This window comes from Pseudoalteromonas sp. MMG006 (assembly GCF_018101025.1).
Lineage (GTDB): Bacteria > Pseudomonadota > Gammaproteobacteria > Enterobacterales > Alteromonadaceae > Pseudoalteromonas.
On sequence record NZ_JAGJEJ010000009.1, the window covers coordinates 21330 to 45847 of the forward strand.

The 24518-nt window shown below is 38.3% G+C and carries 24 protein-coding genes, 1 tRNA gene and 1 pseudogene; 5 read left to right on the forward strand and 21 right to left on the reverse strand.

Annotated features, from left to right (window positions below):
- Window positions 1–146 precede the first annotated feature (146 nt).
- A complete protein-coding gene (locus tag J8L73_RS10440) occupies window positions 147–569 on the forward strand; it encodes a hypothetical protein (RefSeq protein WP_211000805.1) in 423 nt (140 codons plus the stop codon).
- Between the two features lie 60 nt (window positions 570–629).
- Complete coding sequence (locus tag J8L73_RS10445; protein WP_211000806.1) at window positions 630–785, forward strand: hypothetical protein; 156 nt, start codon at window positions 630–632, stop codon at window positions 783–785.
- Between the two features lie 35 nt (window positions 786–820).
- Here the strand turns inward: J8L73_RS10445 and J8L73_RS19325 are convergent.
- The 18 genes and pseudogenes from J8L73_RS19325 to rppH all read right to left on the reverse strand — a co-directional run.
- Window positions 821–1191, reverse strand: a pseudogene (locus J8L73_RS19325) (transposase); the annotation flags it as partial.
- A gap of 294 nt (window positions 1192–1485) precedes the next feature.
- Window positions 1486–1560 (reverse strand) — tRNA-Arg (locus tag J8L73_RS10455).
- Window positions 1561–1631: 71 nt separating this feature from the next.
- Window positions 1632–2300: a FlgO family outer membrane protein gene (locus J8L73_RS10460; protein WP_211016836.1), complete on the reverse strand. Its 669-nt coding sequence runs from the start codon at window positions 2298–2300 to the stop codon at window positions 1632–1634.
- Window positions 2301–2307: 7 nt separating this feature from the next.
- Entirely contained in the window at window positions 2308–3000 is a 693-nt protein-coding gene (locus tag J8L73_RS10465) for a FlgO family outer membrane protein (protein ID WP_211016838.1), read from the reverse strand.
- Between the two features lie 13 nt (window positions 3001–3013).
- A complete protein-coding gene (locus J8L73_RS10470; protein WP_211000810.1) occupies window positions 3014–3607 on the reverse strand; it encodes a FlgO family outer membrane protein in 594 nt (197 codons plus the stop codon).
- Between the two features lie 48 nt (window positions 3608–3655).
- Window positions 3656–4390 (reverse strand): SPOR domain-containing protein, encoded by a 735-nt coding sequence (locus tag J8L73_RS10475; protein WP_211016840.1) that lies wholly within the window; start codon window positions 4388–4390, stop codon window positions 3656–3658.
- A gap of 18 nt (window positions 4391–4408) precedes the next feature.
- Entirely contained in the window at window positions 4409–7381 is a 2973-nt protein-coding gene (locus tag J8L73_RS10480) for an MSCRAMM family adhesin SdrC (RefSeq protein WP_247659628.1), read from the reverse strand.
- 24 nt (window positions 7382–7405) lie between these two features.
- The gene (locus J8L73_RS10485) at window positions 7406–8230 is read right to left on the reverse strand and encodes a fimbria/pilus periplasmic chaperone (RefSeq protein ID WP_211016850.1); all 825 of its coding nucleotides are present in this window, start codon (window positions 8228–8230) and stop codon (window positions 7406–7408) included.
- Window positions 8231–8251: 21 nt separating this feature from the next.
- Window positions 8252–8701, reverse strand: coding sequence for a DUF4402 domain-containing protein (locus tag J8L73_RS10490; RefSeq protein ID WP_211016852.1), 450 nt, complete (start codon window positions 8699–8701; stop codon window positions 8252–8254).
- Between the two features lie 37 nt (window positions 8702–8738).
- Window positions 8739–9329 carry a DUF4402 domain-containing protein gene (locus J8L73_RS10495; protein ID WP_211016854.1) on the reverse strand — a complete coding sequence of 197 codons (591 nt, stop codon included), beginning with the start codon at window positions 9327–9329 and terminating at the stop codon, window positions 8739–8741.
- A 129-nt stretch (window positions 9330–9458) separates the two neighbouring features.
- Window positions 9459–10052, reverse strand: coding sequence for an SPOR domain-containing protein (locus tag J8L73_RS10500; protein WP_247659629.1), 594 nt, complete (start codon window positions 10050–10052; stop codon window positions 9459–9461).
- Window positions 10053–10112: 60 nt separating this feature from the next.
- Window positions 10113–10787, reverse strand: a complete 675-nt coding sequence (locus J8L73_RS10505; RefSeq protein ID WP_211016856.1) for an SPOR domain-containing protein — start codon at window positions 10785–10787, stop codon at window positions 10113–10115.
- Between the two features lie 346 nt (window positions 10788–11133).
- On the reverse strand, window positions 11134–12012 hold the full coding sequence (galU, locus tag J8L73_RS10510; protein ID WP_211000817.1) for a UTP--glucose-1-phosphate uridylyltransferase GalU: 879 nt from the start codon (window positions 12010–12012) through the stop codon (window positions 11134–11136).
- A gap of 20 nt (window positions 12013–12032) precedes the next feature.
- Window positions 12033–12884 (reverse strand): thymidylate synthase, encoded by an 852-nt coding sequence (locus tag J8L73_RS10515; RefSeq protein WP_211016857.1) that lies wholly within the window; start codon window positions 12882–12884, stop codon window positions 12033–12035.
- Between the two features lie 9 nt (window positions 12885–12893).
- A complete protein-coding gene (lgt, locus tag J8L73_RS10520; protein WP_211016859.1) occupies window positions 12894–13697 on the reverse strand; it encodes a prolipoprotein diacylglyceryl transferase in 804 nt (267 codons plus the stop codon).
- 13 nt (window positions 13698–13710) lie between these two features.
- Window positions 13711–14520: a sulfite exporter TauE/SafE family protein gene (locus J8L73_RS10525; protein WP_211016861.1), complete on the reverse strand. Its 810-nt coding sequence runs from the start codon at window positions 14518–14520 to the stop codon at window positions 13711–13713.
- A gap of 71 nt (window positions 14521–14591) precedes the next feature.
- Window positions 14592–16856 carry a phosphoenolpyruvate--protein phosphotransferase gene (gene ptsP, locus J8L73_RS10530; RefSeq protein WP_211016863.1) on the reverse strand — a complete coding sequence of 755 codons (2265 nt, stop codon included), beginning with the start codon at window positions 16854–16856 and terminating at the stop codon, window positions 14592–14594.
- A gap of 30 nt (window positions 16857–16886) precedes the next feature.
- The gene (rppH, locus tag J8L73_RS10535) at window positions 16887–17405 is read right to left on the reverse strand and encodes an RNA pyrophosphohydrolase (RefSeq protein WP_002958704.1); all 519 of its coding nucleotides are present in this window, start codon (window positions 17403–17405) and stop codon (window positions 16887–16889) included.
- Window positions 17406–17935: 530 nt separating this feature from the next.
- Here rppH and mutH point away from each other — a divergent pair.
- From mutH to J8L73_RS10550, 3 genes are all read left to right on the forward strand, one after another.
- Window positions 17936–18607, forward strand: a complete 672-nt coding sequence (gene mutH, locus J8L73_RS10540; RefSeq protein WP_058548610.1) for a DNA mismatch repair endonuclease MutH — start codon at window positions 17936–17938, stop codon at window positions 18605–18607.
- Window positions 18608–18773: 166 nt separating this feature from the next.
- A complete protein-coding gene (locus J8L73_RS10545) occupies window positions 18774–18956 on the forward strand; it encodes a hypothetical protein (protein WP_211016865.1) in 183 nt (60 codons plus the stop codon).
- Between the two features lie 296 nt (window positions 18957–19252).
- A complete protein-coding gene (locus J8L73_RS10550) occupies window positions 19253–19654 on the forward strand; it encodes a hypothetical protein (RefSeq protein ID WP_211016867.1) in 402 nt (133 codons plus the stop codon).
- A 693-nt stretch (window positions 19655–20347) separates the two neighbouring features.
- Here the strand turns inward: J8L73_RS10550 and eno are convergent.
- The 3 genes from eno to mazG form a co-directional block, all read right to left on the reverse strand.
- The gene (eno, locus tag J8L73_RS10560; protein WP_058548611.1) at window positions 20348–21646 is read right to left on the reverse strand and encodes a phosphopyruvate hydratase; all 1299 of its coding nucleotides are present in this window, start codon (window positions 21644–21646) and stop codon (window positions 20348–20350) included.
- A gap of 275 nt (window positions 21647–21921) precedes the next feature.
- Window positions 21922–23556 carry a CTP synthase gene (locus J8L73_RS10565; protein WP_211000824.1) on the reverse strand — a complete coding sequence of 545 codons (1635 nt, stop codon included), beginning with the start codon at window positions 23554–23556 and terminating at the stop codon, window positions 21922–21924.
- A 162-nt stretch (window positions 23557–23718) separates the two neighbouring features.
- Complete coding sequence (gene mazG / locus J8L73_RS10570) at window positions 23719–24516, reverse strand: nucleoside triphosphate pyrophosphohydrolase (RefSeq protein WP_211016869.1); 798 nt, start codon at window positions 24514–24516, stop codon at window positions 23719–23721.
- Window positions 24517–24518: the final 2 nt, after the last annotated feature.

The window sequence follows — 24518 nt, forward strand, 5'->3', positions numbered from 1 at the left end:
ATATAGGCAGCAGGAAGAGTGATATTTGTAGTTGGCAATAGTTTACGCTATTTGCTATTAATATAAGTCCATAAAATAAGGACGTTTTAGCGCTAAAAATAGGGAAAGTGTCCTCTGATAAAGTTGTTAGAGCAACAAGGATGATCATGCGTTGTGAATATGTTGAAGAGGTAATCTCAAGTCAAATAACTATTTCTGCAAAAACAGAATATGACTTTAAACTTCAATTTGAAAGTTTATTAGAGGAGCTGAAAGAGCCGTCAGGTATAGTTTATGTTTGGAGGTGCCTGAAAGATATTCCTCGATTAAAAGGTAGTAGTCCAATTTTTTACATAGGTAAAGCTAAATATAGTTTTTACGATCGTTATAAAAGTAATATATCTCACGAGCTCAAAGAGTATTGGAATAGGTATTCCCATATTATTTCAGAGTATGGAGGCTTTACTGTTGATGTTTACAAAACCAGTAATCCAGAGGTCACTGAAAACAGGTTTTTATATCAGTATCATCAAAAATGTTTTGAGTTACCGCCGATCAACCTTCAAAGTTATAGAGAAAAATTGCTCTAACAAGATAATTGGACTCCCAACTTCTATATTGAAGTAGAAATTATTTTTCGGAGTTCAATTATGAATAAGTTAAGAATTGGTGTCGATTTAGCTCATAAATTAATACAAGTTTGTAGCTCTGCAAATAATGAGATGACACTGCAACAATTTAGTGAGTACTTGGTATCGCTTAGTCCTTCAACGATTCCTTTTGAGGCCTGCCTGTGCGAGGGCTAATGTTCTCGTTTTCTCACTGCTTGGTTTTAGGGGGTAATCTTCTTTGGATAATTGAGCATCATATCTAATGCTAATTCAGCGCCTGAAGGATCATCTTTTGAACCGTTAGGAAACATAGCTTGTCTGTATCGAGCAAGGGTTAATCCATGAATAGGATAAACTGTAACAAAGCTATATTTTTGCAAGGCGTATACTATAGGTCCTTTATTTAACTCAACTGCAACAGCAATATTACCTTTACTTTTTTATGTAATGCCTTAACCCAATCATTAATTGATTCAGGTGAGTGAGAAATTACGCTGAACGCCCGAGACTCTTCGTCTTTAACCTGCACACAAATATCATGTTTTTTATCAGCCCAATCAAGGCCAACATATGCAGAAAAGTTATCATTTTTAGTATGCATGCCAAATCTCCGATTTTTGAAATTTGTTATGTATTCTTTACTCTTCGAAAGAAAAGCGGTGATCATTAAATGAAGCTGGCACAAGATTCGTAAGCAAAGAGCACATAACCTCAACAATTCAAAGTATAGATTATTAAGGTTCAAAGACTATACATGGCACTCTCTAGCCACTCGACAACATAAAATATTAATAATAATTGGTAAGGTACTTTACTGTGTCGGATGGCGCTTCTTTTATCCGACCTACGCAGGCAAAAAAGAGTCATTAATATTAATTTAGGTTTTTGATTTAATTGGTAGCCCCTGCAGGAATCGAACCTGCAACTGCCCCTTAGGAGGGGGCCGTTATATCCATTTAACTAAGAGGCCACAAAAGTGGTGTACTAAATGAGAATAAAATTATAACGGCATCTTGTTTTTCATATCAAGCTAAAATTAACTTAATTGCTTGATAAATATATATCTTCTTTGTTTAGTACATAAAGCGGGATGAGCTTTCTACTAGTGGCAACCACATGCTTACTATGCACGTTTATAATGCGGGTATTCACTGCTACGCCATTTGGACGGTAAATTAACGTGCCAGCTAATACGTAATTGGCCATGCTACTTTCACTCAGCTTTTCTATATCGCGAGATAATACAAAGTCACCTCTATTTGATACATCAATAGAGTTCATAGCTTTAAAGTCGACAACACCGTAACCAAACTTTTGCAGTTGATGAATAAAGCTCTCGGCTATTTGATTACCTAGTTGATTACTTTTATTGAGCGATGCGTCTAAATCTACAATGGTTGTTACCGCTATATTAATGCTGTTGTTATCTTGTGCGTTAGATTCAAGCGTGTCGACTAAATCAAGTGCCATTTGTTCAACGTAATTAACAAGCGTTTTATGATGTTTAAGAGGCACAAACGCACTGCTATCTTGGTGTTCTGAGTTTTTATCAGTTTCAATTGACTGTAGCATGCTGGTCAAATCGTAATTTTGGGTGTTATCAACCGATGTAACCGCCTCTACAGGTTCATTATTTTGAATAATTGAGCAACCTGCTAAAGTTAAAAGTGAGGCTAAGCCTATTACGCCATTCAAATATTTAAAATACATTTTGGCCTCACTTACTAGCTTGTTTAAGCATTATTCCATCGGTGCGATAGCTACTGTTTAATGCATCAACAACTGATTGTGGAATAAAACCTTGCGCACTACCTACCACAGCCTTGCTTTGTATGCCCACTACACGCGCATTTACGAGTACGCCACCTTGATGGCTTACTAACGTGCCTGCTAATACATAACTAAAGTTTTGATCTTGGTTTAGCTCCAAGTAATCACGACTAAATACAAAGTCACCATCGGGTGTTACACGCATGTAATCGGTTGTTTTAAAATCGATAACCGGCACACCAAAACTATGTAGTTCGTGCATAAAGCTTTCAGCTATTTGATTGCCAAGTAAGCTACCATCACTATAGTCATCATCTAAAAATACAAAGCTAGATACAGCCAGTGGCGTTTTATCGTTTACATATTCTAAATTATCTACTATGTCTTGCATAATACCGCGAACGTAGTGGTTTATGTTTCTACGTGTTACTGGGGCTTTTTTAGTGTAGTTGCCCCGTTGATTAAGTTGAGCCTGAAAAAGATCAATATTCTCTTGTGGTGATTTAATTGTGCGCTGATTTGATATAAGTGGCGCATTGTTAACTTGCATGTTTTTTTCAGGCTCAGCGTCAATTGAATCATCCATTAGTGAACAGCCAAAGCCTAGTGGTAAACATAGGGTAATTAATAGGTTTCTCATTGTATGCTCCTGATTAATATTCGCTGCGGTACAGATTGCCGTCTCGCTGCTGAATTTTTTCGCTTCCCCACATTACGTTTATGGGGATCTCGGTTGTACCTGCTGAAAGTATTTGCTTGTTTTCTATATTAACAAGGCGTGCATTTACTATATAGGCATGCTGCTGGCGAGTTACTGTGCCGGTGATCACTAAGTCAATATTTTGGCGATTATTTAACTTTTTGATATCGCGGGTTAATATGCTGTCAGCATTCGTCGATAGCGTTAAGCTGTTCGCTAGTTTGTATTCAACGGTTTGATAACCAAGTTGAGTAAACTGGGTGAGTAAGCTTTCTTGAACTTGTAAGCTTAAACCTGAGGCTTGCCCTGCGATCAGCTTTGTATCAGGCGCACTTGCATAATAAAAGCTGCTAACACCTATACGGGCATTGCTATTAAACGCACCATTTTTAAAGTTGAGCTGTGCCGTTAAGTTACTAACATAGTCACTCACTGTGTAAGGTGCTAAAGCTGGACGTGTCGCATCAGTGGGTACACTTGGCTCAGGCTGTGGAACCAAGTTACATGCAACTAAATTTAAACAGATTAAGGGCAGTAAAAGGCGCATAATTGCCGTCCTCATTAAAATATAACTAAGACGAAGCAATTATTATGCCTAATTATTTAATGGCGCTTGCGTGTAATGGCTTACGACACAATTAATCTCTTGTTTTTTAAGTTTATCACAACCCACTTTTGCATTAGCATGGGTTTCATAGGCGCCCAGCTTTAAACGATAAAAGGTCACACCACCAATGTCGATGTTCTCTATATTGGCGATAAATGGACCCTGAAATAACTCTGGACTTTTGTTTTTTATTTCATTTAAACTTTGCTTTAAGCGCGTTTTATCTGTAACAGCTGCAACTTGTAGTGCGTACCGTGCTGTCGAAGGTATATATTCAGCTTTACCGCTGCTGGCTGGTGTTATTTTTTTTACCTTATTGGTTTTATCATCTTCAGTTTTTAATACTGGTTTTTCTGCTTGTGCTATTACTGAAGACGATAGCATTTGGGGTGTTTTTTCTATTTTTTTTAGCGGACTAACTATTGGTGTTTTCTCTGCCTCATTTGAGTTGGATTCTTCCTTTACCACTGCATTAAGTTGGCTTATTAATAACCTTAAATCTTCTTCTATTATTAACAACCGCTCAACCCCTGCTTTTGCAGACTGCCATTGCTGAGAAGAAGCTTTTAACTGCGCCAATTCGTCTGCAGAAACTCGTGTATCTTTTTGATTTATCGCTGCTAGTTCGCTTGGTTTTGTTGTGCTACTACAACCCGATAAAACAATCATTACGAGAGAGGTGATAACTACTAAATTGTGTTTAGATAAACTAATGAGATACATGGTTAAACCTTGTTAGTATTAGTGGCTGATAAGTTGCGCTTGAATTTTACAGTTTAGCCCTTTAGCAGTTAATTTATTGCATACCTGCTCAAGTTTTTCTTGCTCTGAAGCGGCATAAGCAACTGCTAAAGTATAACGATTTTTCTCGTTATCTTTGATATAAAACGCATCACGCCTTGATTGTTCATCCAAATGGCGCTTTATCAATTGGTAATACGCTTTCATAATTGACAACGAAGAAAAATCACCTGCATTAGCAATATACGCTGGCGTTTGTGCTTTTTCTTTAAGTTCAAAGTCTACGCCCATCACCACTTCGCCTTGCGCTGGTAAATTTACAGTTACTTGTTGTGTGTTTTTTAAAGATTTTCGCTCTTTGAACTCATCATCTATTACCGCTTTATATTGGCCTGGCCTTAAATCTGTAAATAAGTAGTACCCATCGTAAGCAGCTTGTGTTTGCGCCACTTGTTTACCTTGTTTGTCGAGTAATTTAATCGTGGCGAACGGCTGCACCTCACTGGTACCTTGCTCATCTTGTTTATAAATAGTACCCTCAACCTCGCTACTATTATTAAGCGGTATTTCCATATATTCAACAAAGCCGGCACGCGGTGTTATAGAAAAGCCATCATTGGCGGCAACTAAAAAAGGCTCACTAATACTGTCAGAATCAATCACTATGTCGGTGGTTCTATTTGCTGGCATACCTTTAAGTATAGCTAAACCATTTTCGTTGGTTACAGCTCGGCGATAGTTTTGAACTCCTTTTACCTTAACGCCTTCGATTCCCTTTTCTCCATCATCTTGAATATTGTTATTATTTGAATCAAGAAAGACTCTAACCATTAAAGTGCCGGAGTTTGCGAGGCTTCTTTTACTTAAAAAGTACTCATCAGTGTTCGTATCAAAACCAATACTAAAGCGACTAAATAAACCTAGCCGCCAATTATCATCATCATCGTAACTCATTGTGCTATTTAAGTTAAAACTATCGCTTTGCCAATTTAGACCCAGCTCCATAGAAACTAAATCATTTATACGGGAGTTTCTTAGTGTGAATTCAGATTGCAAATTCTGAGATAAACTACGACTTAATTCTGCTTGATAACCTAATATAGTTGAACCGGAGTCTGCGCTGTAGTCAACACTAAAACGCGTGTATGTTTTACCAAACCGATGTTGAAGACGCATACTGCCAAGTGTTATTGAATCCTCTAAAGAATCAAATTTTCGCCAAATTAAGTTGTTACTAACAACAGTGCCGTCAAAATTGTAAGATAAGGTATTATCAACACTTAAATATGAGTCGCTAAATTCTCTGTTGTTATATCCAAGGGTATTTTGATAACTCAAACTTCCAAATGATTTATCAAACAATTTTCCTGCCGTATATAGTCTATAATTTTGAGTTTTCGCTGTTTCTGTATCACCCACTATTTTCTCATTGTTTTGAGACAGGCTTAACCGTACCGATTGACCAATTAACTCACCTCTAGCAGCTACTTCTAATTTATCTTCATCGTTATTATTTTTTTCATAATCTAAATTAAGTAGTACCTTATCAAATATACTCAGGTTTGAACCAAAGGCATAATTGCTAACATTGTTCCCAGAATTACTATTTAATATTGATGTACCAGCATAAACCGATAAATAATCAGTTAATCCCGTTTCATAACGACCCGCTAGCTGCCAACCTTTACCCTCTGGCGAATAAAGTGACTGATTGAATAACTGCTCACCTTGCTCAGTAATTGACAGCTCATAAAACGACTCATCTGCCGACAAACTATTACCATCTATAAAATATTGCTCTGTTTTTCGCTCTACTTGCCCTTGTGGACCATAAAAAATCAGCTCAAAATTATTAGCGCCAAATAATAAATCAATGTCTTCAAATAAATAACGCCCATCAGCTAAACTAAATTGTTGCGCTAGCAGTACATCATTACGATATAACTCAACATCCCATCCTGGTTGAATAGCACCCGTTAAGTTAATTTGATTACTATTAACCTGTTTAAAAAGTGGTTTGTTATCCACTTTTACTCCTCTGGCGTAACTACTATTAAATTGTTTACCGACTTGAGTTGCTAGTACATCTCCAAATTGAACAGTTGTCGCATTTAAAGGGCCTAATAACCGTGCATCTTTACTTTGACGGCTAAATGATAATCTTGAATCTGATAGTAAATCTTGTTTTCGCCCTGCAAAAAAATACTGAGTATTAAAATAGGCCAAGTCATTTGATCCTAATACAGAGTACCCTATCGCTGAATCCGTATTACTCTTGGTTGCACTAAGCTGCACATCAGCAAGAGGAGATGAAATTGCACTGTATGGACTGGCCTTCCACGGCAATATTGCTTGACGAGACTCTCCGTTAGTTACAGTTTCTCGCTGCTCTCTTTCGCGTTTTAATTCTATAGGCAATTTGGTGGGGGAGCTTACATTTAGCTCAAGTGCTGAGTACTCAATATCAATATCTAACGAAAACCATTGCCCTAACAAGTTACTATCAACAAACATATCGCCGTTATCGGCATAAGCTTGTTCGCTACTAAATGAATATCTAGCGCCGTTAATTTGTGCTGTATTTGTATTTAAGTCTAGATAAAACTGATTATCTTCACTAATAAACCAGCCTTGAGCAATAAAGTCATCGCTATTTATATCGATAGCAAAATCCAAGTTTTCTGAAAAACTTAATAAATCTATTAACACACCGGTTTTACTTTTCACCCCGAGCATTTCACCTAGGTAATTTTTTTTCACGAACGATGAAAAAAATAATAATTCCCCTTCGGGGATACCCTCACCTTGCTGTACATTAAGCTTAGACTCGGCTCTCTCATTTACAGTCTGATCAATGTTGTATTGCTGCCATTTTTTATCTATTTTTTTTATGCTCGCAAAAATAGCCTGAGTGTCAGGCTCTTCTACTGCTGATAATGAATTAAATGATAAAAAAATGATCAGCAACCACATAAACCGCTTAAAGTAGTGCATCGGCTATTTCAATTTACCGATAATTGCATTATTGACTGGCGCTAACTTTTCACTAAAAATAGTATTGCGATATTCTTTAAGCCCAGTGTAAGTTACACGAACTTGGCCATTTTCCGGGCTCTTTTGTTCTGCAAATATTGGTATCGTCGCTATTGTTTTTGTTAGCTCTGGGTAAATACTAAAATCGTTTAACATAGCGATCTTTTTCTCCGTATCCGTTCCTTTTTGCTTAAAAAAAACTTCTAACTTGCCAAAAGAGCTAAAGCCACCCTCTCGCTTAATTTCAATCTCAAACGCTTTTTTTTCTGCGCTGTGTATAAGCTGTAAATTGCTAATACTAACATTAGGCTTTTCAGCGCCATGTCGCAAAATAACAGGAATAGTGTAGCTTAAGAGTAAGTTTATCTTAATACCCAGTCTCTGTTGCTGAGCTTGAGTTTCATTAGGGAGTGCTTTAAAAGCTAAATGAGAACGGTACTCCTGCTTTGCTAAACTTTTCGGCTTTCGAATAGCAAGCTTAACAATTTGCCTTTCTCCTGGTGCTAATCTAACTTGCGACGGACTGATCCTGACCATATTTTTAAGTGAAGTTGAACTTTCTTGAGTCGCCGCTAAATTAGAATACCCTCCACCAGCAAGTGCAACTTTTTCTTGCCACTCCAACCTATAAGTTTTAGGTTCATTAGAGTTATTAACAACAATGACTTTAGCAACACGTTGACGCTCATCAAAATTGATTCTTGTTGGAGAAATGAGTAAGTTTGCATAAGAATGGAAGCTAGTTAAAATAAAGCTTACTAAGATAAAAAAGATTTTTATTATTGTCATTTAATCAACATCTCTAGTTGTCTAATAATTTAACGTCACTTCAATTGTAGTATCAAAGATGCCATCTTTATAAGTATTTCCGTCACCGGAGGTACTTAATTGCCCCCCCACTCTCAATAACGCAGTCCCTGTGGTATCGGTTGTAATGGTCGCATTGTATATGAGCTGATTTAAAATCAGTGATGCACCACCGAAAATGTTATTTAAAGGTTGGTCGTTTATAAAATCACTCACATTTACTTGAATACGCGCAGGATACCCTTCGAGCAACAATTCGGCGGCATGGCCTTTTTCAAGTAAATATATGCTGTTAGTTAAGGTGTTTGTATTACTAGGTAACAAAGTTATAGAGCTAACACTTTGATTATCACTAATAACAATTTTACCAAAATTCAATTGCTCAAGCGCTGTAACTTGGGCGTATAAATCCGTAGTTAAGAAAGCTGCTAGTATGAATAAAATTAATTTCATAAAGTAGCCTACTTTATAATAAAGCAGGCTTTGCCCATTAGTAATTTAATTCTAATGTAAACGTGCCACTGTATGATCCATCGATATAATCACTAGTTGCAGCAACCGCTGTTGTGGTTAATGTTGCACCAACATTAAATGTCGCTTCGCCATTTGAATCAACCTGAATGGTCGTTGTAGCTACACTATTAGCCGCCGCACCAGTTAACACATAATACGTTGGAGTACCCAAAGTAAATGCTGCAGTACCCGCAGGTGCTGCATCAGGTGAAATTGCAGTTTCAGTCGGATCTGTAATGGTCAATGTACCAAATGGAGACACCCCAGAAACAGAGAATGAGGCTGGTGTACCTGCTACTAAAATTGCGATTTCAGCCGCTGTTGCATCAGTTGAAGTAGTAATAGCAGATGTAGCAGGGTTTGCCGCTAATTCTAGTGAAGCAGTTTGTGCGCCGCTTAAATCAGCTGAGGCACGAATTGTTCCAAAATCTAGAGCTGCATCATTAGTCAATGTAAATGCATTTTGAACTGTCACACCTGCTTGAAATGAAGTTGTTTCAGCAACAGCACCAAAAGAAAGTGTAGCTATAGATACTACCAAAGCTGCTTTAGTAAAAAAGTTGTTCATAATTTATCCCTTAAATATATTTAATTAACCCTTAGTCAGGTTACATTAAGTATCGGCCGAGTCCATGAAATATTTAGAAAAAATACATTTTTTATTAAATACTCTGAGCCAGTAAACTATTTTTGTAATTTAACCTTCTTTAAAAGTGGTCAATCTACACTTGTTACCTAGTTTGGAAAAAAACATGCACAGCTGCACTGCTTGCTTTTGAGTCTCAACGGGCCCTGCTACCAGATTATAAAGCGTAACTGAATTTTTAGTTTGTGCATTTATTTGATAGTGCAAAATTGTACTTAATTGCGGGTATTGCTCTTGTAAACGCTGTATTTGTGCTTCAGCCCTTTTCGCACTCATATACCTAGCAATTTGAATCGTGTAGCTTATTTTTTTCGAATCAATAATGCTTTTGCTTTCTGTGGATTCTGCTGATAATGAAGCCTTGTTTTCACTTCCGTACTTTATCTGCTTAACATCACCTTTAAGTGGATCGGGTACTGCATCAATATCGGTTTGTGCAGAAAGAGCCTGAATCAATAATAGCAAATCCTCTTCCATGTCGCTTAAACTAGCTATTTTTTCTTTACTGTTATCCCATTGCTCTAAATAAGGTTTTATATCTTCTACAAGCACAAACTTTTCATTAGGCGACGAAACCGGTGCTTGCTGGTTACTACAAGCAGCTAACATCAATAACAAAAGTAATATTCCGAATCTAGGTTTCAATTTTAGACATCCATAAAAAACAACTTTAATTTCAAAGCAATAATTAAGCCAAATATTCAACTATAGTTTTATAGGCTTATCTGTGTAGTTACTTACGATGCAATCGAGCTTATACAGTTTAAATACATCACAGTCGGCTTTTGCATTTTTAAAGTTTTGGTAAGAGCCTAACTTTAGCCTGTAAAATATTTTATTATTTATTTTTGCGGTTTCAACATTTGTCAGTATTTTGTCTCTAAATAATGGGGCTGCTTTAGTATTTAGCTCTTTCCATGCTTTTACTACACCGTTTTGCGAGCCAACAGACGCAACCTGTAATGCAAATACATGTTTAGGCGCGCGTAATGTAACGACTTGCTTTTTATTACTGTAATTTTGCTTAACCTGTCGCAGACGGGATTGCGTAATACGTGGAGAGCGGGCTGTTTTAATGCTATAGCCTTGGTTAGACTGAGCTATCGCTTTACTATTTATAATGACTATATGGTTTACTAGGTAGGTTATTTCTTTTTCTAATTTTAAGATGCGCTCAATACCTGCTCGAGCTTGTTGCCATTGCATGGCGGCATCTTTTAGTTGAGCAAACTCAAGGGCTGTTATAGATACGTAGTCTGGCGCGTTAGTTTGCGATACGTTGCTTGTCTCTATTTTGGGCGCAACACTACATGCTGTTCCAAATAAAAGCATTAGCAAGCTAAGTATTAGCCCAATGTTATTTTTTTTACGTATAAGCATGTATTTGTTGTCCTGAAAGTAGTGCCTTTACACTTACATTTCAGTTAAACATTCTCACAAGAAAGCGTTTAACTTTATTAGCTTTAAGCTATTAACTTAGCTCTTAGTATGCTTTTTCATGTTTCATAAAAACACAATGTTGCATATTCCTCCTTCCTTGAGAGCATTATTTAATACAAAATTAATGCCAATTAACTTAAAATTTACAACATGAATTACAATATGTCTGTAATGTCCCTAAAACATTTCTGATTTTGAACTTTCTTATTAATGTGTATTTATTTTAATGAATAAATAGATAAAAGGCGCCAAATAGGCGCCTTAAGGTATTAAATAAAATAACTAATTAAATTAGTGTTTTAATAAATGATTTGAGTTCACCGGCAAATTCATCGCGGCGTAGTGCAAATTCAATCGTTGCTTTTAAGTAACCTATTTTACTACCACAATCGTGACTACGGCCTTTAATTGCATAAGCATCAACTTTTTCATGCTCCATTAGCATTGCAATGGCATCAGTTAGCTGAATTTCGTTGCCTGCACCTTGAGGTGTTTTTGCAAGTAATGGCCAAATATTTTCACTTAGTACGTAACGCCCTACAACAGCTAAGTTAGAAGGAGCTTGATCAACAGGCGGTTTTTCTACCATGTCTGTAATAGGTGAGCTTTCACCTTGTTGTAAGTCAACATCACCTAAATCAACTACACCAAATTTGTCTACTTCATCCATAGGCACTGGCTCAACCATTATTTGGCTGTGCTTTGTTTGCTCAAAATGCGCAATCATTTCAGCTAGGTTGTCTTTTTTTAGGTCGCTTTCAACGTCATCAATAATTACATCTGGCAAGATTACAACAAACGGCTCGTTACCAATAATTGGCGCCGCACAGTTAATTGCGTGGCCTAAGCCTTTAGCTTCACCTTGGCGTACGTGAATAATAGTGACGTCTTTAGGGCAAATAGCCTGCACTTCGGCAAGTAATTGCCGCTTAACACGTTTTTCTAATGTAGCTTCTAGCTCAAAGCTTGTATCAAAATGGTTTTCGATAGAGTTTTTACTTGAGTGAGTTACAAGTACTATTTCTTTAATACCTGCTGCTACCGCTTCATTTACTACATATTGAATAAGTGGACGGTCTACTATTGGTAGCATTTCTTTAGGGATTGCTTTTGTGGCAGGTAACATACGAGTACCTAAGCCCGCTACTGGGATCACTGCTTTCATTTTAGTTTTCCTTAATCTTTTTATACTGAAAATGGATACTGAATCGGTTCGTGGCTTTGATAGCCCGTTACTTCAAAGTCGTCACGCGTTACCCACGTTTCTATATCTTCTAACGTTTTTATTTTTGGGTTAATTGCTAGTTTAGGCGATTCGAACGGTTCGCGCTTTAATTGCACGTCTCGCATTAGTTCTAGTTGGTTTTCGTAAATATGAGCGTTAGCAATTTTATGATACGCCTTACCTGCTTTATGGCCGGTAATTTGAGCTACCAATGCAAGTAAAACAAAACACTGAATTTGATTGAAATTCAAGCCCAGTGGCACATCACAGCTGCGCTGATACGATGTTAAATATAGCGTGTCACCAAGCAGGGAAAAAGTATGTGTGTGCATACATGGGCGCAAACAACCAAGCTCAAATTCGCCGGGGTTATAAAAAGTAACGATTTCCCCTCTATCATCAATACCATTTTTTAAGTTATTAATAACTTTAGCAAGCTGATCGAGCGTTGAACCATCTGGTCGCTGCCATCCGCGGCCTTGCACGCCATAGACGCGGCCCATGTCGTCTTCACCTTTACGGTTAAGGTTATTAAGCCATGCGCCGTTGTCGTTAGCATTTGCATCCCAAGTTTTACAACCAATATTACGAAACTGCTCTGCACTATCGTAACCACGTAAATACCCTAATAACTCAGCAATCGCTGCTTTGTAGTAGCTTTTACGTGTGGTGATCATAGGAAACTTATTATTCGCTACGTCGTACTCTAAATCAGCGTTTATAACCGTTAAACAACGCGTACCTGTACGTTTATTTTCTACCCACTGGCCTTCGTCAACAATACGCTGACATAATTCTAAATATTGTTTCATGCTGTTTTATTATGCCTTAGCTGCTTTAACTTGTTGTGGTTGTTTGTATGCCCAAACTAATAAACCTAAACCACCCACAATCATAGGAAGTGATAATATTTGCCCCATCGAAATAAAGTCTGCAAACAGCCCTAGTTGCGCATCTGGTTGGCGAAAGTACTCAATGCAGAACCTAAATACGCCATAACCTAGTAAAAATACACCTGCTACACTACCCGCTGGACGCGGTTTTTTAATAAACCATTGCAGGATTAAAAAGAGTACTAGGCCTTCAAAAAATGCTTCATATAATTGTGATGGATGACGCGCAAGTGGCCCGCCTGTAGGAAATACCATAGCCCAAGGCACATCGGTCACTCGACCCCACAGCTCGCCATTAATAAAGTTACCTATTCTTCCAGCTAATAAACCAACAGGTACAAGCGGAGCAACAAAATCGCCTACTTGAAGCAATGATTTTTTGCGTGTCCACGAGAAAATGGCTACCGCTGTTATAACTCCTAGCGTGCCGCCATGGAAAGACATACCACCTTGATCTATTCTAAATAAATAAAGCGGGTTTTCTATAAAGTAACTAAACTGATAAAACAATACATAACCAATACGCCCACCAAGAATTACCCCTAGCATGCCATAAAATAGTAAGTCACTTACCTGCTCTTTTGTCCAACCTGAATTAGGTTTTGCAGCTTGGCGATTAGCGAACCACATCGCAAACGCAAAACCAATTAAATACATTAACCCGTACCAACGTACGCTTAGCGGCCCAACAGAAAAAATTATTGGATCAATTTGAGGAAACTCAAGTGCCATAAAAAATAAACCTTTAGCTAAAAACCATTTTAAGTGCGATAACAACAAGCAATACCGCGAAAACTTTCTTTATTGTATTAACAGGTAAATAATGAGTTGCTTTAGCGCCTATAGGCGCAACAAACCATGATGTAATAACAATTCCAAATAACGCAGGTAAATAAACAAACCCTGCAAAACCATGTTCTAAATCGGTAACTTGCCAACCTGCACTAATATACCCAATAGAACCAAATAAGGCGATAACAATGCCGCAAGCAGCGGCGCAACCTATGGCTTTTTTTATATCTACCGAAAAATAATTAAGCATTGGAACAATAAGCGCCCCACCACCAATGCCAATTAAACCAGATAGGCCACCCATTAGAGCCGATATAGCTCCCAAGATAGGGCCTGCTGGTAAAGGTTGCTCCACAACTGATTTTTTGCGGGTCGACAACACCATTCTCGTTGCAATAAACACGACGCTGATAGCGAACACAGTTCGTAAAATTTGCTCAGGAATGAGGCTTGCAGCAAAGCCACTAATTAATGCCCCTAACGCAACACCCGACATAACCCAAGGAGCGATTTCCCACGGCACATTATCATTTTTATGATGAGCTAACGCTGAAGAGGTTGAAGTAAATAAAATAGAAGCAAGTGAGGTTGCTATAGCAATCACTAAAACGTGGCTTGGAGATGTAACGTCAAACGATAACAGTAACGTACTAAGCACAGGGACAATAATTAAACCGCCACCAATACCTAATAATCCTGCTAAAAAACCGACAATGCAGCCTAGTAGTGCGCAGCTTGCCACTAACAGCCCTAAGTCATACATAGTTATCTCAAATACCTATTAATGTGTGTATATTAAAGGATTATAAAGCCAATAGCATCTGCGGATTGATACTATTTGGGCGTGTAAAACAAATCGCCTAATCGATGCTCTATCATAAAGTTTCGTGTTAAGCGTAACACTTGCTTAGCGGTGGATTGAGTTAAACACTCACTAAATAGCTGCTCCATGTCACTCACATTTAAGCGCCTGATCACCCACTTAACTTTATTAAGTGATGATAGATTCATACTTAAGCGCCTATACCCCATTGCAATAAGTAAAATCGCACCTTCGGGATCGCCACCAAGTTCACCACATAAACTAAAAGGCAATTCGTACTGCTCACATTCACAAGCCACTTTATTTAACACTCTTAATACGCCTGGGTGATAAGGGTTAAACAGCTCAGCAACACGTGCATTAGCTCTATCTACAGCTAATAGGTACTGCGTTAAATCGTTACTACCGACTGAGCAAAAATCGACTTTTTTTGACCATTCAGGCAACATAAATACGCTCGAAGGCACCTCAAGCATTATACCAATATCAGGTCTTTCTATACTTTGCTCTGGGTACTTTTCACTTAGCTCATAATACGCTTGCTCAAATAATGCTAAAGATTCATCTACTTCATCGGTGCCACTGATCATTGGCAGCATAATCTTTAAATTGCCTAAACCAATATTTGCTTTTAACATTGCTTTAAGCTGATCTAAAAACAGCTCTGGGTGATCAAGACTAATACGAATACCACGCCATCCTAAAAAGGGATTTTCTTCGGTAATATTAAAATAATCTAAAACTTTATCCCCACCAATATCCAACGTACGCATAACCACAGGGTTTGGGTGGTAGCTAGTAAGTACTTCGCGGTACCAGTTTTCTTGCTCTAATTGCGAAGGAAACTGGCCTTTTTGCATAAACCAAGCCTCTGTTCTGTAAAGCCCTACGCCATCGCAAATATGTGAACTGCTCTGTTCTGTATTTAGCTCAAGCCCGGCATTTAACAGCAAGCTAATATGCTCACCATCAAGCGTTATTGATTCTGATGCTTGCTCGGCTAAAAAACGGTTATTCAATAAGCCATCTTGGTACTGAAGCTCGGTGTACTCATCTATTAGCATTTGCGATGGAGAAATATATAAACGCCCAGAAAATGCATCCAGAATGAGCGGTTTACCCTCAAACTGTAATAGTGGTAAATCTTCAATACCCCAAATAGCAGGAATACCCATTGCACGCGTTAAAATAGACGCATGGCTATTAGCTGAACCATTAACACTAACTACACCCGCTAAATGCCCTTTTGGCACTTCTGCAAGCATGGCCGGAGTTAATGTATTAGCAATTAAAATAGTATTTGGTGGGTAATCTTTTATAGCGTGTTCGGTGTTTACTAAATGATGTAGTACACGTAAACCAATGTCTTTAACATCAACCGCACGCTCCTTTATATATGGGTCTTGCATGGCATTAAATTGAGAGATTAAGCGCTCTATTACAATTTTTAATGCACTTTTAGCGCACCAACCTTCTTGTAACTGTACCTCAACATTATGGCCTAAGCTTTTTGCATCAAGTAATTGTTGGTAAACATCAAATACAGCCAACGCTTCATGCGGTATCGAGTCACTTAGCGTCATAGAAAGCGTATTAAATTCTTTTCGGGTCGCGGCTACGGCTTGCGTAAACAAGCGGCGTTGCTCTGTTACATCACTGTCTTTTAAAAGCTCTATAGACTTAAAATCAAGCTTTGGCAGCACTACAAATGCTTGGCCAATTCCTATGCCCGGCGCACTCGATACCCCTTTTAAAACAGATGTTTGATGAGATGATTCATCTTGTCGCAGTACTTCTTTTATTTCAGCATGCGCTAATTGTGATGCAAGTTGTGCAGAGAGCGTAATTAAAAACGATTCTTCATCTTGGCTAAAAACACGGGCCATTTTTTGCTGAACAACAATAACGCCTAATACTTTTTTTTGATGCACCACTGGCACTGACAAAAAAGCATTGTAGCCTTCTTCATTCACTTCGGGGGAGAGTTTAAATCGCGGGTGTGATTTAGCAAATGCTATATTAATTGGCTCTTCGCGCTGGGCAACTAAGCCTACTAATCCTTCGGTAAAGCCAATTCTAAACTTACCCACCGCATCAGGATTTAACCCTTCGGTAGCCATAAGTACAAAATTATCTTGGCTGTAATCTGCAAAATAAATGGAGCAGCACTGGGTTTTCATGGCATCTTTAACCATTTGCACAAAGCACACTAAAGCACTGTCTAAATTCGCTTGTTGCGATACAGACTCAGCAATAGACCTAAGTGTAGCCAGCATGTCCTGCTCCTTTATTCTATCGAGAAATTTCTACCTTTTACTTCGCCAATGATCTTTATGTTGTTCTCTTTTATTAAAAGGCATGGCGAAGGGAGCAAACTCCTTCATTACACGTCGATAAACATCCCGTTTAAACGATACTACCTGTCTTACAGGATACCAGTAACTTACCCAGCGCCAATCATCAAACTCTGGATGATGGGTTTTAAGCAAGTTTACATCTTCATCTTTACAACGCAGTTTTAATAAAAACCATTTTTGTTTTTGCCCAATACACACCGGACTAGAGTCGCGGCGAATTAATCGTTTGGGTAATTTATAGCGTAACCAATGTTTTGAGCTTGCGACTATTTCTACATCTTCAGGTCGCAGCCCTACTTCCTCGTGTAACTCGCGGTACATGGTTTGTTCTGCTGTCTCGCCATCATCAACACCACCTTGGGGAAATTGCCAAGAATGCTGACCATAACGTCTAGCCCAAAAAACCTGTCCCTGATTATTGCAAATTACAATTCCGACATTGGCACGAAAACCTTCGGCATCAATCACCTTAGTGCCTCATTTGTAAGTCGATTTTTAATGATTGTTCCACATTAGCTGCAATACGGCAAACACTATTATAGCCAAGCTAATTTGTAAGCTAAGTTTACGCTTTTGCATACCCCATAAAATAATGAAGTGTGAGTAAAAATTTTAAAAATAATCCACCAAAGCTATTGCGGTTATTGTTTTACTCTACTTACTCACAGTTTGTGCATAACTTTTATAAAACACGCTCATTTTGCAAACAAATCCACAATATAAGATCTAAAAACTCGTGTTCTCCACAGAATCTGTGGATAAACATGTTCATATAGTTGTATTTATCCCAGCAACTTTTAACAGCCTTAATCAAAACTGAATGCATAAATTAAAAAAAACCAGCTAGCTCAGTAACTTAAAGTAAACCGCCCAATTTTATACATGTACAAAATTAACCCAAACAACAAGCGATCAAAAAACGAACAACCCTAAAGATATCCACGGCTTAGCCAATTTGCTATCATGGCTATGGTATTTATTCAACCGAAATTAATAGTATGCGACCATCAAAACCACACTCAATTAACGATCTAATGCAGCGCGTGAATAACATTGCCGGATTAACACTTGGCCAACTTGCAAACCAGTACCATTTTAAAACACCTGATGATTTACTTCGTGAAAAAGGCTGGACCGGGCAACTAATTGAATATGTACTAGGGGCTACAGCAGGTTCAAAACCCCTACCCGATTTTGAAGATTTAGGGATAGAGCTAAAAACACTCCCCATTTCTTACAAAGGTAAGCCACTAGAGACTACGTTTGTATCGGTAACACCTTTAATAAACGTCACCGGTATGACGTGGCATACAAGCTCTGTGCGTAAAAAGCTAAATCATGTTTTATGGTTACCCATACTAAGTGAGCGAGATATAGCCCCGTTTGACAGAACGATAGGTAGCGGCTTTTTGTGGCAACCAACACCTGAGCAAGATGCGCTATTACAGCGTGACTGGGAAGAACAAATGGAGTTAATCGCACTGGGGCGAGTAGATGAAATATCAGGCCATTTAGGGGATGCTATACAAATTAGGCCCAAGGCAGCAAACAGCAAAGTTGTTACTGATGCTATTGGTCCACATGGTCAAATTATCAAAACCTTACCACGTGGTTTTTATTTAAAAACCAGTTTTACGGGTGAGATTTTAAAACAGCAGTTTCAGCTTTAAGTACGCAAGGGTTAAACTCTAACTCATAAGTAGTTTAGCGAAACCTTTACCTCTGTCTTTGGTTCATCCAAACAGGCTTTGCAACAGTAATTAGCACCTCTCCGTCTCCCGGATTTGTAGGCGTATACGCTTTGCTTACACCCGTATACAATAGGGGAATTTTAGAATGGCCATTCTAAGCATCCGAATTTACGATAAATTAAAAGAGTCTCTAAATAGTGGGGCGCAAAAGCAAGGTATTTCTATATCTGAATATGTGAAGAGATCACTGGAAAGTGAGGGCGTTGATACCCATATACTAGCAACAGAGAGAAATTTAAAAAGCCCTGTTATAGCATTGAAAGTTTAGCCCATGTCACTTAGGAAACTATACGCGAAGTTGAATTAAATATTCAGCGGCTAAATGAATCGCTTAAAAGTGCCAATCACTCAAAAGGTCTCAAAAAATTTAAATGGATATTAATTTCTATATCCCTCATATTTGTATCAATCTCGCTCCCAGTATTTCACTTTAATATAGTTTATTTAAAAGCTTTGCTTTAACTTCGGATAATTATAAAAACTCTACTTTAGAGCTATTCTTCTTAAAAACGGCATCCTTATTGCAAATTTTGTAGACTTAGAACTAGCAAATGGATGTTAATTATGATTATCGGCAATCAAACAGCTACCTACAGTCAATACCAGTCAGCTCAACAGCCCAAAGCCCCCCAAAAAGGCGGCAATGAACTGCCTGACGTCACAGGAAAAAATACTGAACCAAGAACTGTAGACATGCACAACATTGGGATGGATGAATTAAACGCACTTATCAAAGAAACTGGTGATGGTCGATTGCTTGTTCTCCCATATGATAGCTTTAAATTTGAAAACGGCTCATTCGTTGGTGTGGAGAGTAAAGATTTCATTGCTCAAATAAAAAACAGTCGAGATTTTGCAAAAAGTATAGGAGATACAAAATCAGAAAAGCAATGGTCAGATTTCCTTGATGTACTTCATGAATATGATGGATATCAATTATCCCCTAAAATCAATGTTGAAGCATAAATACAATGTATTAATTTATGCTTTAACATTATAAATTTATTGAATGTAAATTGAATCGTTCCAGTAACTAGGAGACGAAATTAAGCTTGATGAAACTAAGAAATTACCTTGGTGTGGGCCATAAAAATTAAAATAATAAAGCCAACCTGTGACTGTTTTTCCCAGATTGCAGTTATGTATATCAATGCATAAAGTACCCCATAGATATATTTACTCTGAACTAGACTTACATCAACTAAGGTTCATATCGAGGGATGGGTGTAAAACCCCAAATACTTTCGCTTAACCGTAAACCAATAAACAAAAAAGTGAGTATTTTTTATCCCACATTAAAATAGATGCTGCGTCACGCTAGTTTACACTGTCGTATTAACCTAGAGGCCTTGCCATACAGGCGCCAATAACGAATTGCACAGACTCATTGAATAAACATGGCTGGGGAACACCGCTGTAATCCACCTAAAAATGAGTTAATTGCATCACTGGGAGTAAGTTAAAGGGTCGACTAGCAAATCTATAATTGTACTATATGGTAATAAGCGTTAAGCATAAGGTTTTTATAGTCATGCTGTTGGCCAAGTGTACGCATTAACAAACTTCGTACCTTGCTCCCAACTCTTTGGATAAAAGTATCTAATATAAAAAATCCCCGCCTGAGCGAGGATCTTATAATCTTAAATTAAAGAGCAGTAATTACTGGCCTTTAACTTCTTTAAGACCATTGTAAGGTGCTTTTGAACCTAGCGCTTCTTCAATACGAAGAAGTTGGTTGTACTTAGCTACACGGTCAGAACGGCTCAATGAACCTGTTTTGATTTGACCTGCAGCAGTACCTACCGCTAAATCAGCAATTGTTGAATCTTCTGTCTCGCCAGAGCGGTGAGAAATAACAACTGTAAAGCCTGCATCTTTTGCCATTTTGATTGCAGCTAACGTTTCAGTTAGTGAACCAATTTGGTTAAACTTAATTAAGATTGAGTTAGCAATACCGTTGTCGATACCACGTTTTAAAATCTTAGTATTTGTTACGAATAAGTCATCACCTACTAATTGGATTTTATCACCCATTAGTTTAGTTTGGTGTGCAAAGCCATCCCAATCTGACTCATCTAAGCCATCTTCAATAGACACAATTGGATATTGCTCAGTAAGCTCTTGTAAGAAGAAGTTAAATTCTTCTGAAGTGAATTTTTTGCCTTCACCTTTAAGATCGTAAATATTTGCTTCTTTGTCGTAAAACTCAGATGCAGCACAATCCATCGCTAAAGTAATATCTTTACCTAACTCGTAACCTGCGTTTGCTACCGCAACTTTAATTGCTGCAAGTGCCGCTTCGTTAGATGCAAGGTTTGGCGCAAAGCCACCTTCATCGCCAACCGCTGTTGAATGACCGTCTGCTTTAAGTACTTTTGCAAGGCTATGAAATACCTCTGCGCCCATACGTAGGCCTTCGCGGAAGTTTGCAGCGCCAACAGGTTGGATCATAAACTCTTGAATATCTACAGAGTTATCTGCGTGCTCACCACCATTGATGATGTTCATCATTGGAAGTGGCATAGAGTAAACACCCGGTGTGCCGTTTAAATCAGCAATGTGCTCGTAAAGCTCTACTTTTTTAGACTGTGCAGCTGCTTTTGCAGTTGCAAGTGATACTGCTAAGATTGCGTTTGCACCTAGTTTTTCTTTGTTTTCAGTGCCGTCTAAATCTAGCATTACTTTATCAACAGCACTTTGCTCTAATGCATTTTGGCCTTTAAGCGCATCTGCGATTTCATTATTAATAAAACCAACAGCGTTTAATACGCCTTTACCTAAGTAACGTGACTTATCACCGTCGCGTAACTCTAATGCTTCGCGAGTACCAGTAGATGCGCCTGAAGGTGCAGCTGCACGACCCCAAGAACCATCTGCTAAATGTACGTCTGCTTCAACAGTTGGGTTACCACGCGAGTCCATAATTTCGCGACCGATTACTTTTACGATTTCTGACATCTTGATTCCTCTATATTCCCAAAATGGTGAGTTCAGCTAACTTTACTACGTTTTGTATAGTTTATACCAATTGCATTTAATTAGTGAGCTATCATAACGCTAAGAAAACAACTCAATAATAAGGCACAAATTATGACATATAGTTGTTCTATATGAGTAATTTTTAACGCAGTTAGTGAGTTACTTAATCCGATACAATGCCCATATTTTTAATAAAATGGGTATCAGTCAGCCCTTAAAACAAAAAAGCCGTGCAATATGCACGGCTTTTAAAATTACGAATTAGCTTTTTGGTGAATGTGAGCCGCAGCTACAAACCCTTCAAATAGCGGGTGACCATCACGTGGGGTTGACGTGAATTCCGGGTGGAATTGCGCGGCAATAAACCATGGGTGATCTTTATTTTCGATAATTTCTACTAATTTTTTATCTTCTGATAAACCAGTAAAGCTCAAGCCTGCTTTTTCAAGCGCTTCTACAAAATTGTTGTTTACTTCGTAGCGATGACGATGACGTTCAACAATTTCAGCATTACCGTATACTTCATGTACTTTAGAACCTAGTGTTAAATGACATTTTTGTGCGCCTAAACGCATAGTGCCACCTAAATCAGATTTTTCATCACGTACTTCAACCTTACCTTCAGCATCTAACCATTCAGTAATTAAACCAACGACAGGCGCTTCTGAGTTGGCGTTAAATTCTGTAGAGTTTGCATCAGTTAAACCTGCAACATTACGTGCGTATTCAATAAGTGCTACTTGCATACCTAAACAAATACCTAGGTATGGAACTTTGTTTTCACGTGCGTATTTAGCCGCTAAAATTTTACCTTCAACACCACGTCCGCCAAACCCGCCTGGAACTAAAATAGCATCTAAATGAGATAGTAGTTCTACGCCTTTGCTTTCTAAATCTTGTGAGTCTACGTATTCAATATTAATTGTTAAACGATTTTTAAGACCCGCATGCTTTAGTGCTTCGTTAACTGATTTGTATGCATCTGGTAATTCAATGTACTTACCAACCATACCAATTGTTACTTCACCAGTAGGATTAGACTCTTGATAAAGTACTTGTTCCCACTCAGCAAGATCAGCTTCTGGCGCATCTAAATGAAAACGACGACATACAAAGTTATCTAATTCTTGAGATTTTAATAGCGCAGGAATTTTATAAATGCTGTCTACGTCTGGTAGTGAAATAACCGCTTTCTCTTCAACATTAGTGAACAATGCAATTTTTGCACGCTCGTTGTTAGGCAGTTTACGGTCTGAACGACAAATAAGAATATCTGGCTGAATACCTACAGAGCGCAACTCTTTAACAGAATGCTGAGTTGGTTTTGTTTTCACTTCACCCGCAGGGCCTAAAAATGGCACTAGCGTTAAGTGAATAAATAGCGCGCGTTCGCGGCCAATTTCAGTACCCATTTGACGAATTGCTTCAATAAACGGTTGTGATTCAATATCACCTACTGTACCGCCAATTTCTACAATCGCGATTTCATGACCTTCAGCACCGTCGTATACGCGTTGCTTAATGTCATTTGTAATATGTGGAATAACCTGAATAGTTGCACCTAGGTATTCACCACGGCGCTCACGACGTAACACGTCTTCGTATACACGCCCTTGTGTAAAGTTATTACGACTAGTCATTTTGGTACGAATAAAACGCTCGTAGTGACCTAAGTCAAGATCAGTTTCTGCGCCGTCTTCTGTAACGTATACTTCACCGTGTTGAATTGGGCTCATTGTGCCTGGGTCAACGTTGATGTAAGGATCCAGCTTTAAAATGGTAACGTCTAAACCACGGGCCTCTAAAATAGCGGCTAGTGATGCTGCTGCAATACCTTTACCCAACGAAGAAACAACCCCGCCAGTAACGAAGATAAATTTTGTACTCATGCGAACCCTAGAATATCAGGAATTAAAAGGAATATAACACCCGAGAAAGAGACTCTGGGTATATCATCAAGACGGGGCAAAATTGTACCAAAACACGCCAGCGCAATCCAGCTAAAAATAGTAAAAGCGCGCACAAAAAATGTGCACTTTTTAACATTAAACCTATTTCACTTTTTTAATGGCATCCCACGCGTTGTCCATTTCTTCTAGGCTTGCAGTATCCAAACTTTTGCCTTGAGCAATTAAGTACGCTTGTACCTTTTCAAACCGCGCTGAAAACTTATCATTTGCTTGTCTTAAAAGTTGTTCTGGATCGCGTTTAACGTGGCGAGCAACATTAACTGTGGCAAACAGTAAGTCGCCTATTTCTTCTGCTGTATGCTCAGATCGAGGATCGTGTTCGAGCGCCTCTTTTACTTCTAATACTTCTTCGCTCACTTTATCAAGTGCGCCATGATAGCTTGGCCAATCAAACCCTAAGCCAGCAACACGTTGCTGAATTTTTTTAGCTTTACTAAGGCTTGGCATATTTGCCGGAATATCTTGCCAAAGCGAAGTATTAACCGATGAAGCTTTTTCAGCACGTTCTTGTGCTTTAATTGCTTGCCACTGCTTTGCTAACTGCTCGTCAGTTAACGCTTGTTGCTCGTTAAATACATGAGGGTGGCGGCGCACAAGTTTAGCGCTGAGCTGCTTTATAACATCATCAAAATCAAATAAATTTTTCTCTTTAGCTAACTGGGCATAAAACACAATTTGAAAAAGTAAATCGCCAAGCTCACTTTTAAGCTCACCTAAATTATTAGTCTCTATGCAATCGGCAACCTCGTACGCTTCTTCTAGGGTATGAGGAACAATTGATTTGAAATCTTGCTTAAGATCCCATGGGCACCCGCCGTTAGGATCTCGCAAGGTTTGCATAATATTTAAAAGCTCAGTTAATGCGTTTTTATCTGTCATGT

Coding starts and splice junctions, on each gene's coding strand:
- J8L73_RS10440 (WP_211000805.1), top strand. CDS start 147: ATGCGTTGTGAATATGTTGAAGAGGTAATCTCAAGTCAAATAACTATT.
- J8L73_RS10445 (WP_211000806.1), top strand. CDS start 630: ATGAATAAGTTAAGAATTGGTGTCGATTTAGCTCATAAATTAATACAA.
- J8L73_RS10460 (WP_211016836.1), bottom strand. CDS start 2,300: ATGTATTTTAAATATTTGAATGGCGTAATAGGCTTAGCCTCACTTTTA.
- J8L73_RS10465 (WP_211016838.1), bottom strand. CDS start 3,000: ATGAGAAACCTATTAATTACCCTATGTTTACCACTAGGCTTTGGCTGT.
- J8L73_RS10470 (WP_211000810.1), bottom strand. CDS start 3,607: ATGCGCCTTTTACTGCCCTTAATCTGTTTAAATTTAGTTGCATGTAAC.
- J8L73_RS10475 (WP_211016840.1), bottom strand. CDS start 4,390: ATGTATCTCATTAGTTTATCTAAACACAATTTAGTAGTTATCACCTCT.
- J8L73_RS10480 (WP_247659628.1), bottom strand. CDS start 7,381: ATGTGGTTGCTGATCATTTTTTTATCATTTAATTCATTATCAGCAGTA.
- J8L73_RS10485 (WP_211016850.1), bottom strand. CDS start 8,230: ATGACAATAATAAAAATCTTTTTTATCTTAGTAAGCTTTATTTTAACT.
- J8L73_RS10490 (WP_211016852.1), bottom strand. CDS start 8,701: ATGAAATTAATTTTATTCATACTAGCAGCTTTCTTAACTACGGATTTA.
- J8L73_RS10495 (WP_211016854.1), bottom strand. CDS start 9,329: ATGAACAACTTTTTTACTAAAGCAGCTTTGGTAGTATCTATAGCTACA.
- J8L73_RS10505 (WP_211016856.1), bottom strand. CDS start 10,787: ATGCTTATACGTAAAAAAAATAACATTGGGCTAATACTTAGCTTGCTA.
- galU (WP_211000817.1), bottom strand. CDS start 12,012: ATGAAAGCAGTGATCCCAGTAGCGGGCTTAGGTACTCGTATGTTACCT.
- J8L73_RS10515 (WP_211016857.1), bottom strand. CDS start 12,884: ATGAAACAATATTTAGAATTATGTCAGCGTATTGTTGACGAAGGCCAG.
- lgt (WP_211016859.1), bottom strand. CDS start 13,697: ATGGCACTTGAGTTTCCTCAAATTGATCCAATAATTTTTTCTGTTGGG.
- J8L73_RS10525 (WP_211016861.1), bottom strand. CDS start 14,520: ATGTATGACTTAGGGCTGTTAGTGGCAAGCTGCGCACTACTAGGCTGC.
- ptsP (WP_211016863.1), bottom strand. CDS start 16,856: ATGCTGGCTACACTTAGGTCTATTGCTGAGTCTGTATCGCAACAAGCG.
- mutH (WP_058548610.1), top strand. CDS start 17,936: ATGCGACCATCAAAACCACACTCAATTAACGATCTAATGCAGCGCGTG.
- J8L73_RS10545 (WP_211016865.1), top strand. CDS start 18,774: ATGGCCATTCTAAGCATCCGAATTTACGATAAATTAAAAGAGTCTCTA.
- J8L73_RS10550 (WP_211016867.1), top strand. CDS start 19,253: ATGATTATCGGCAATCAAACAGCTACCTACAGTCAATACCAGTCAGCT.
- eno (WP_058548611.1), bottom strand. CDS start 21,646: ATGTCAGAAATCGTAAAAGTAATCGGTCGCGAAATTATGGACTCGCGT.
- J8L73_RS10565 (WP_211000824.1), bottom strand. CDS start 23,556: ATGAGTACAAAATTTATCTTCGTTACTGGCGGGGTTGTTTCTTCGTTG.
- mazG (WP_211016869.1), bottom strand. CDS start 24,516: ATGACAGATAAAAACGCATTAACTGAGCTTTTAAATATTATGCAAACC.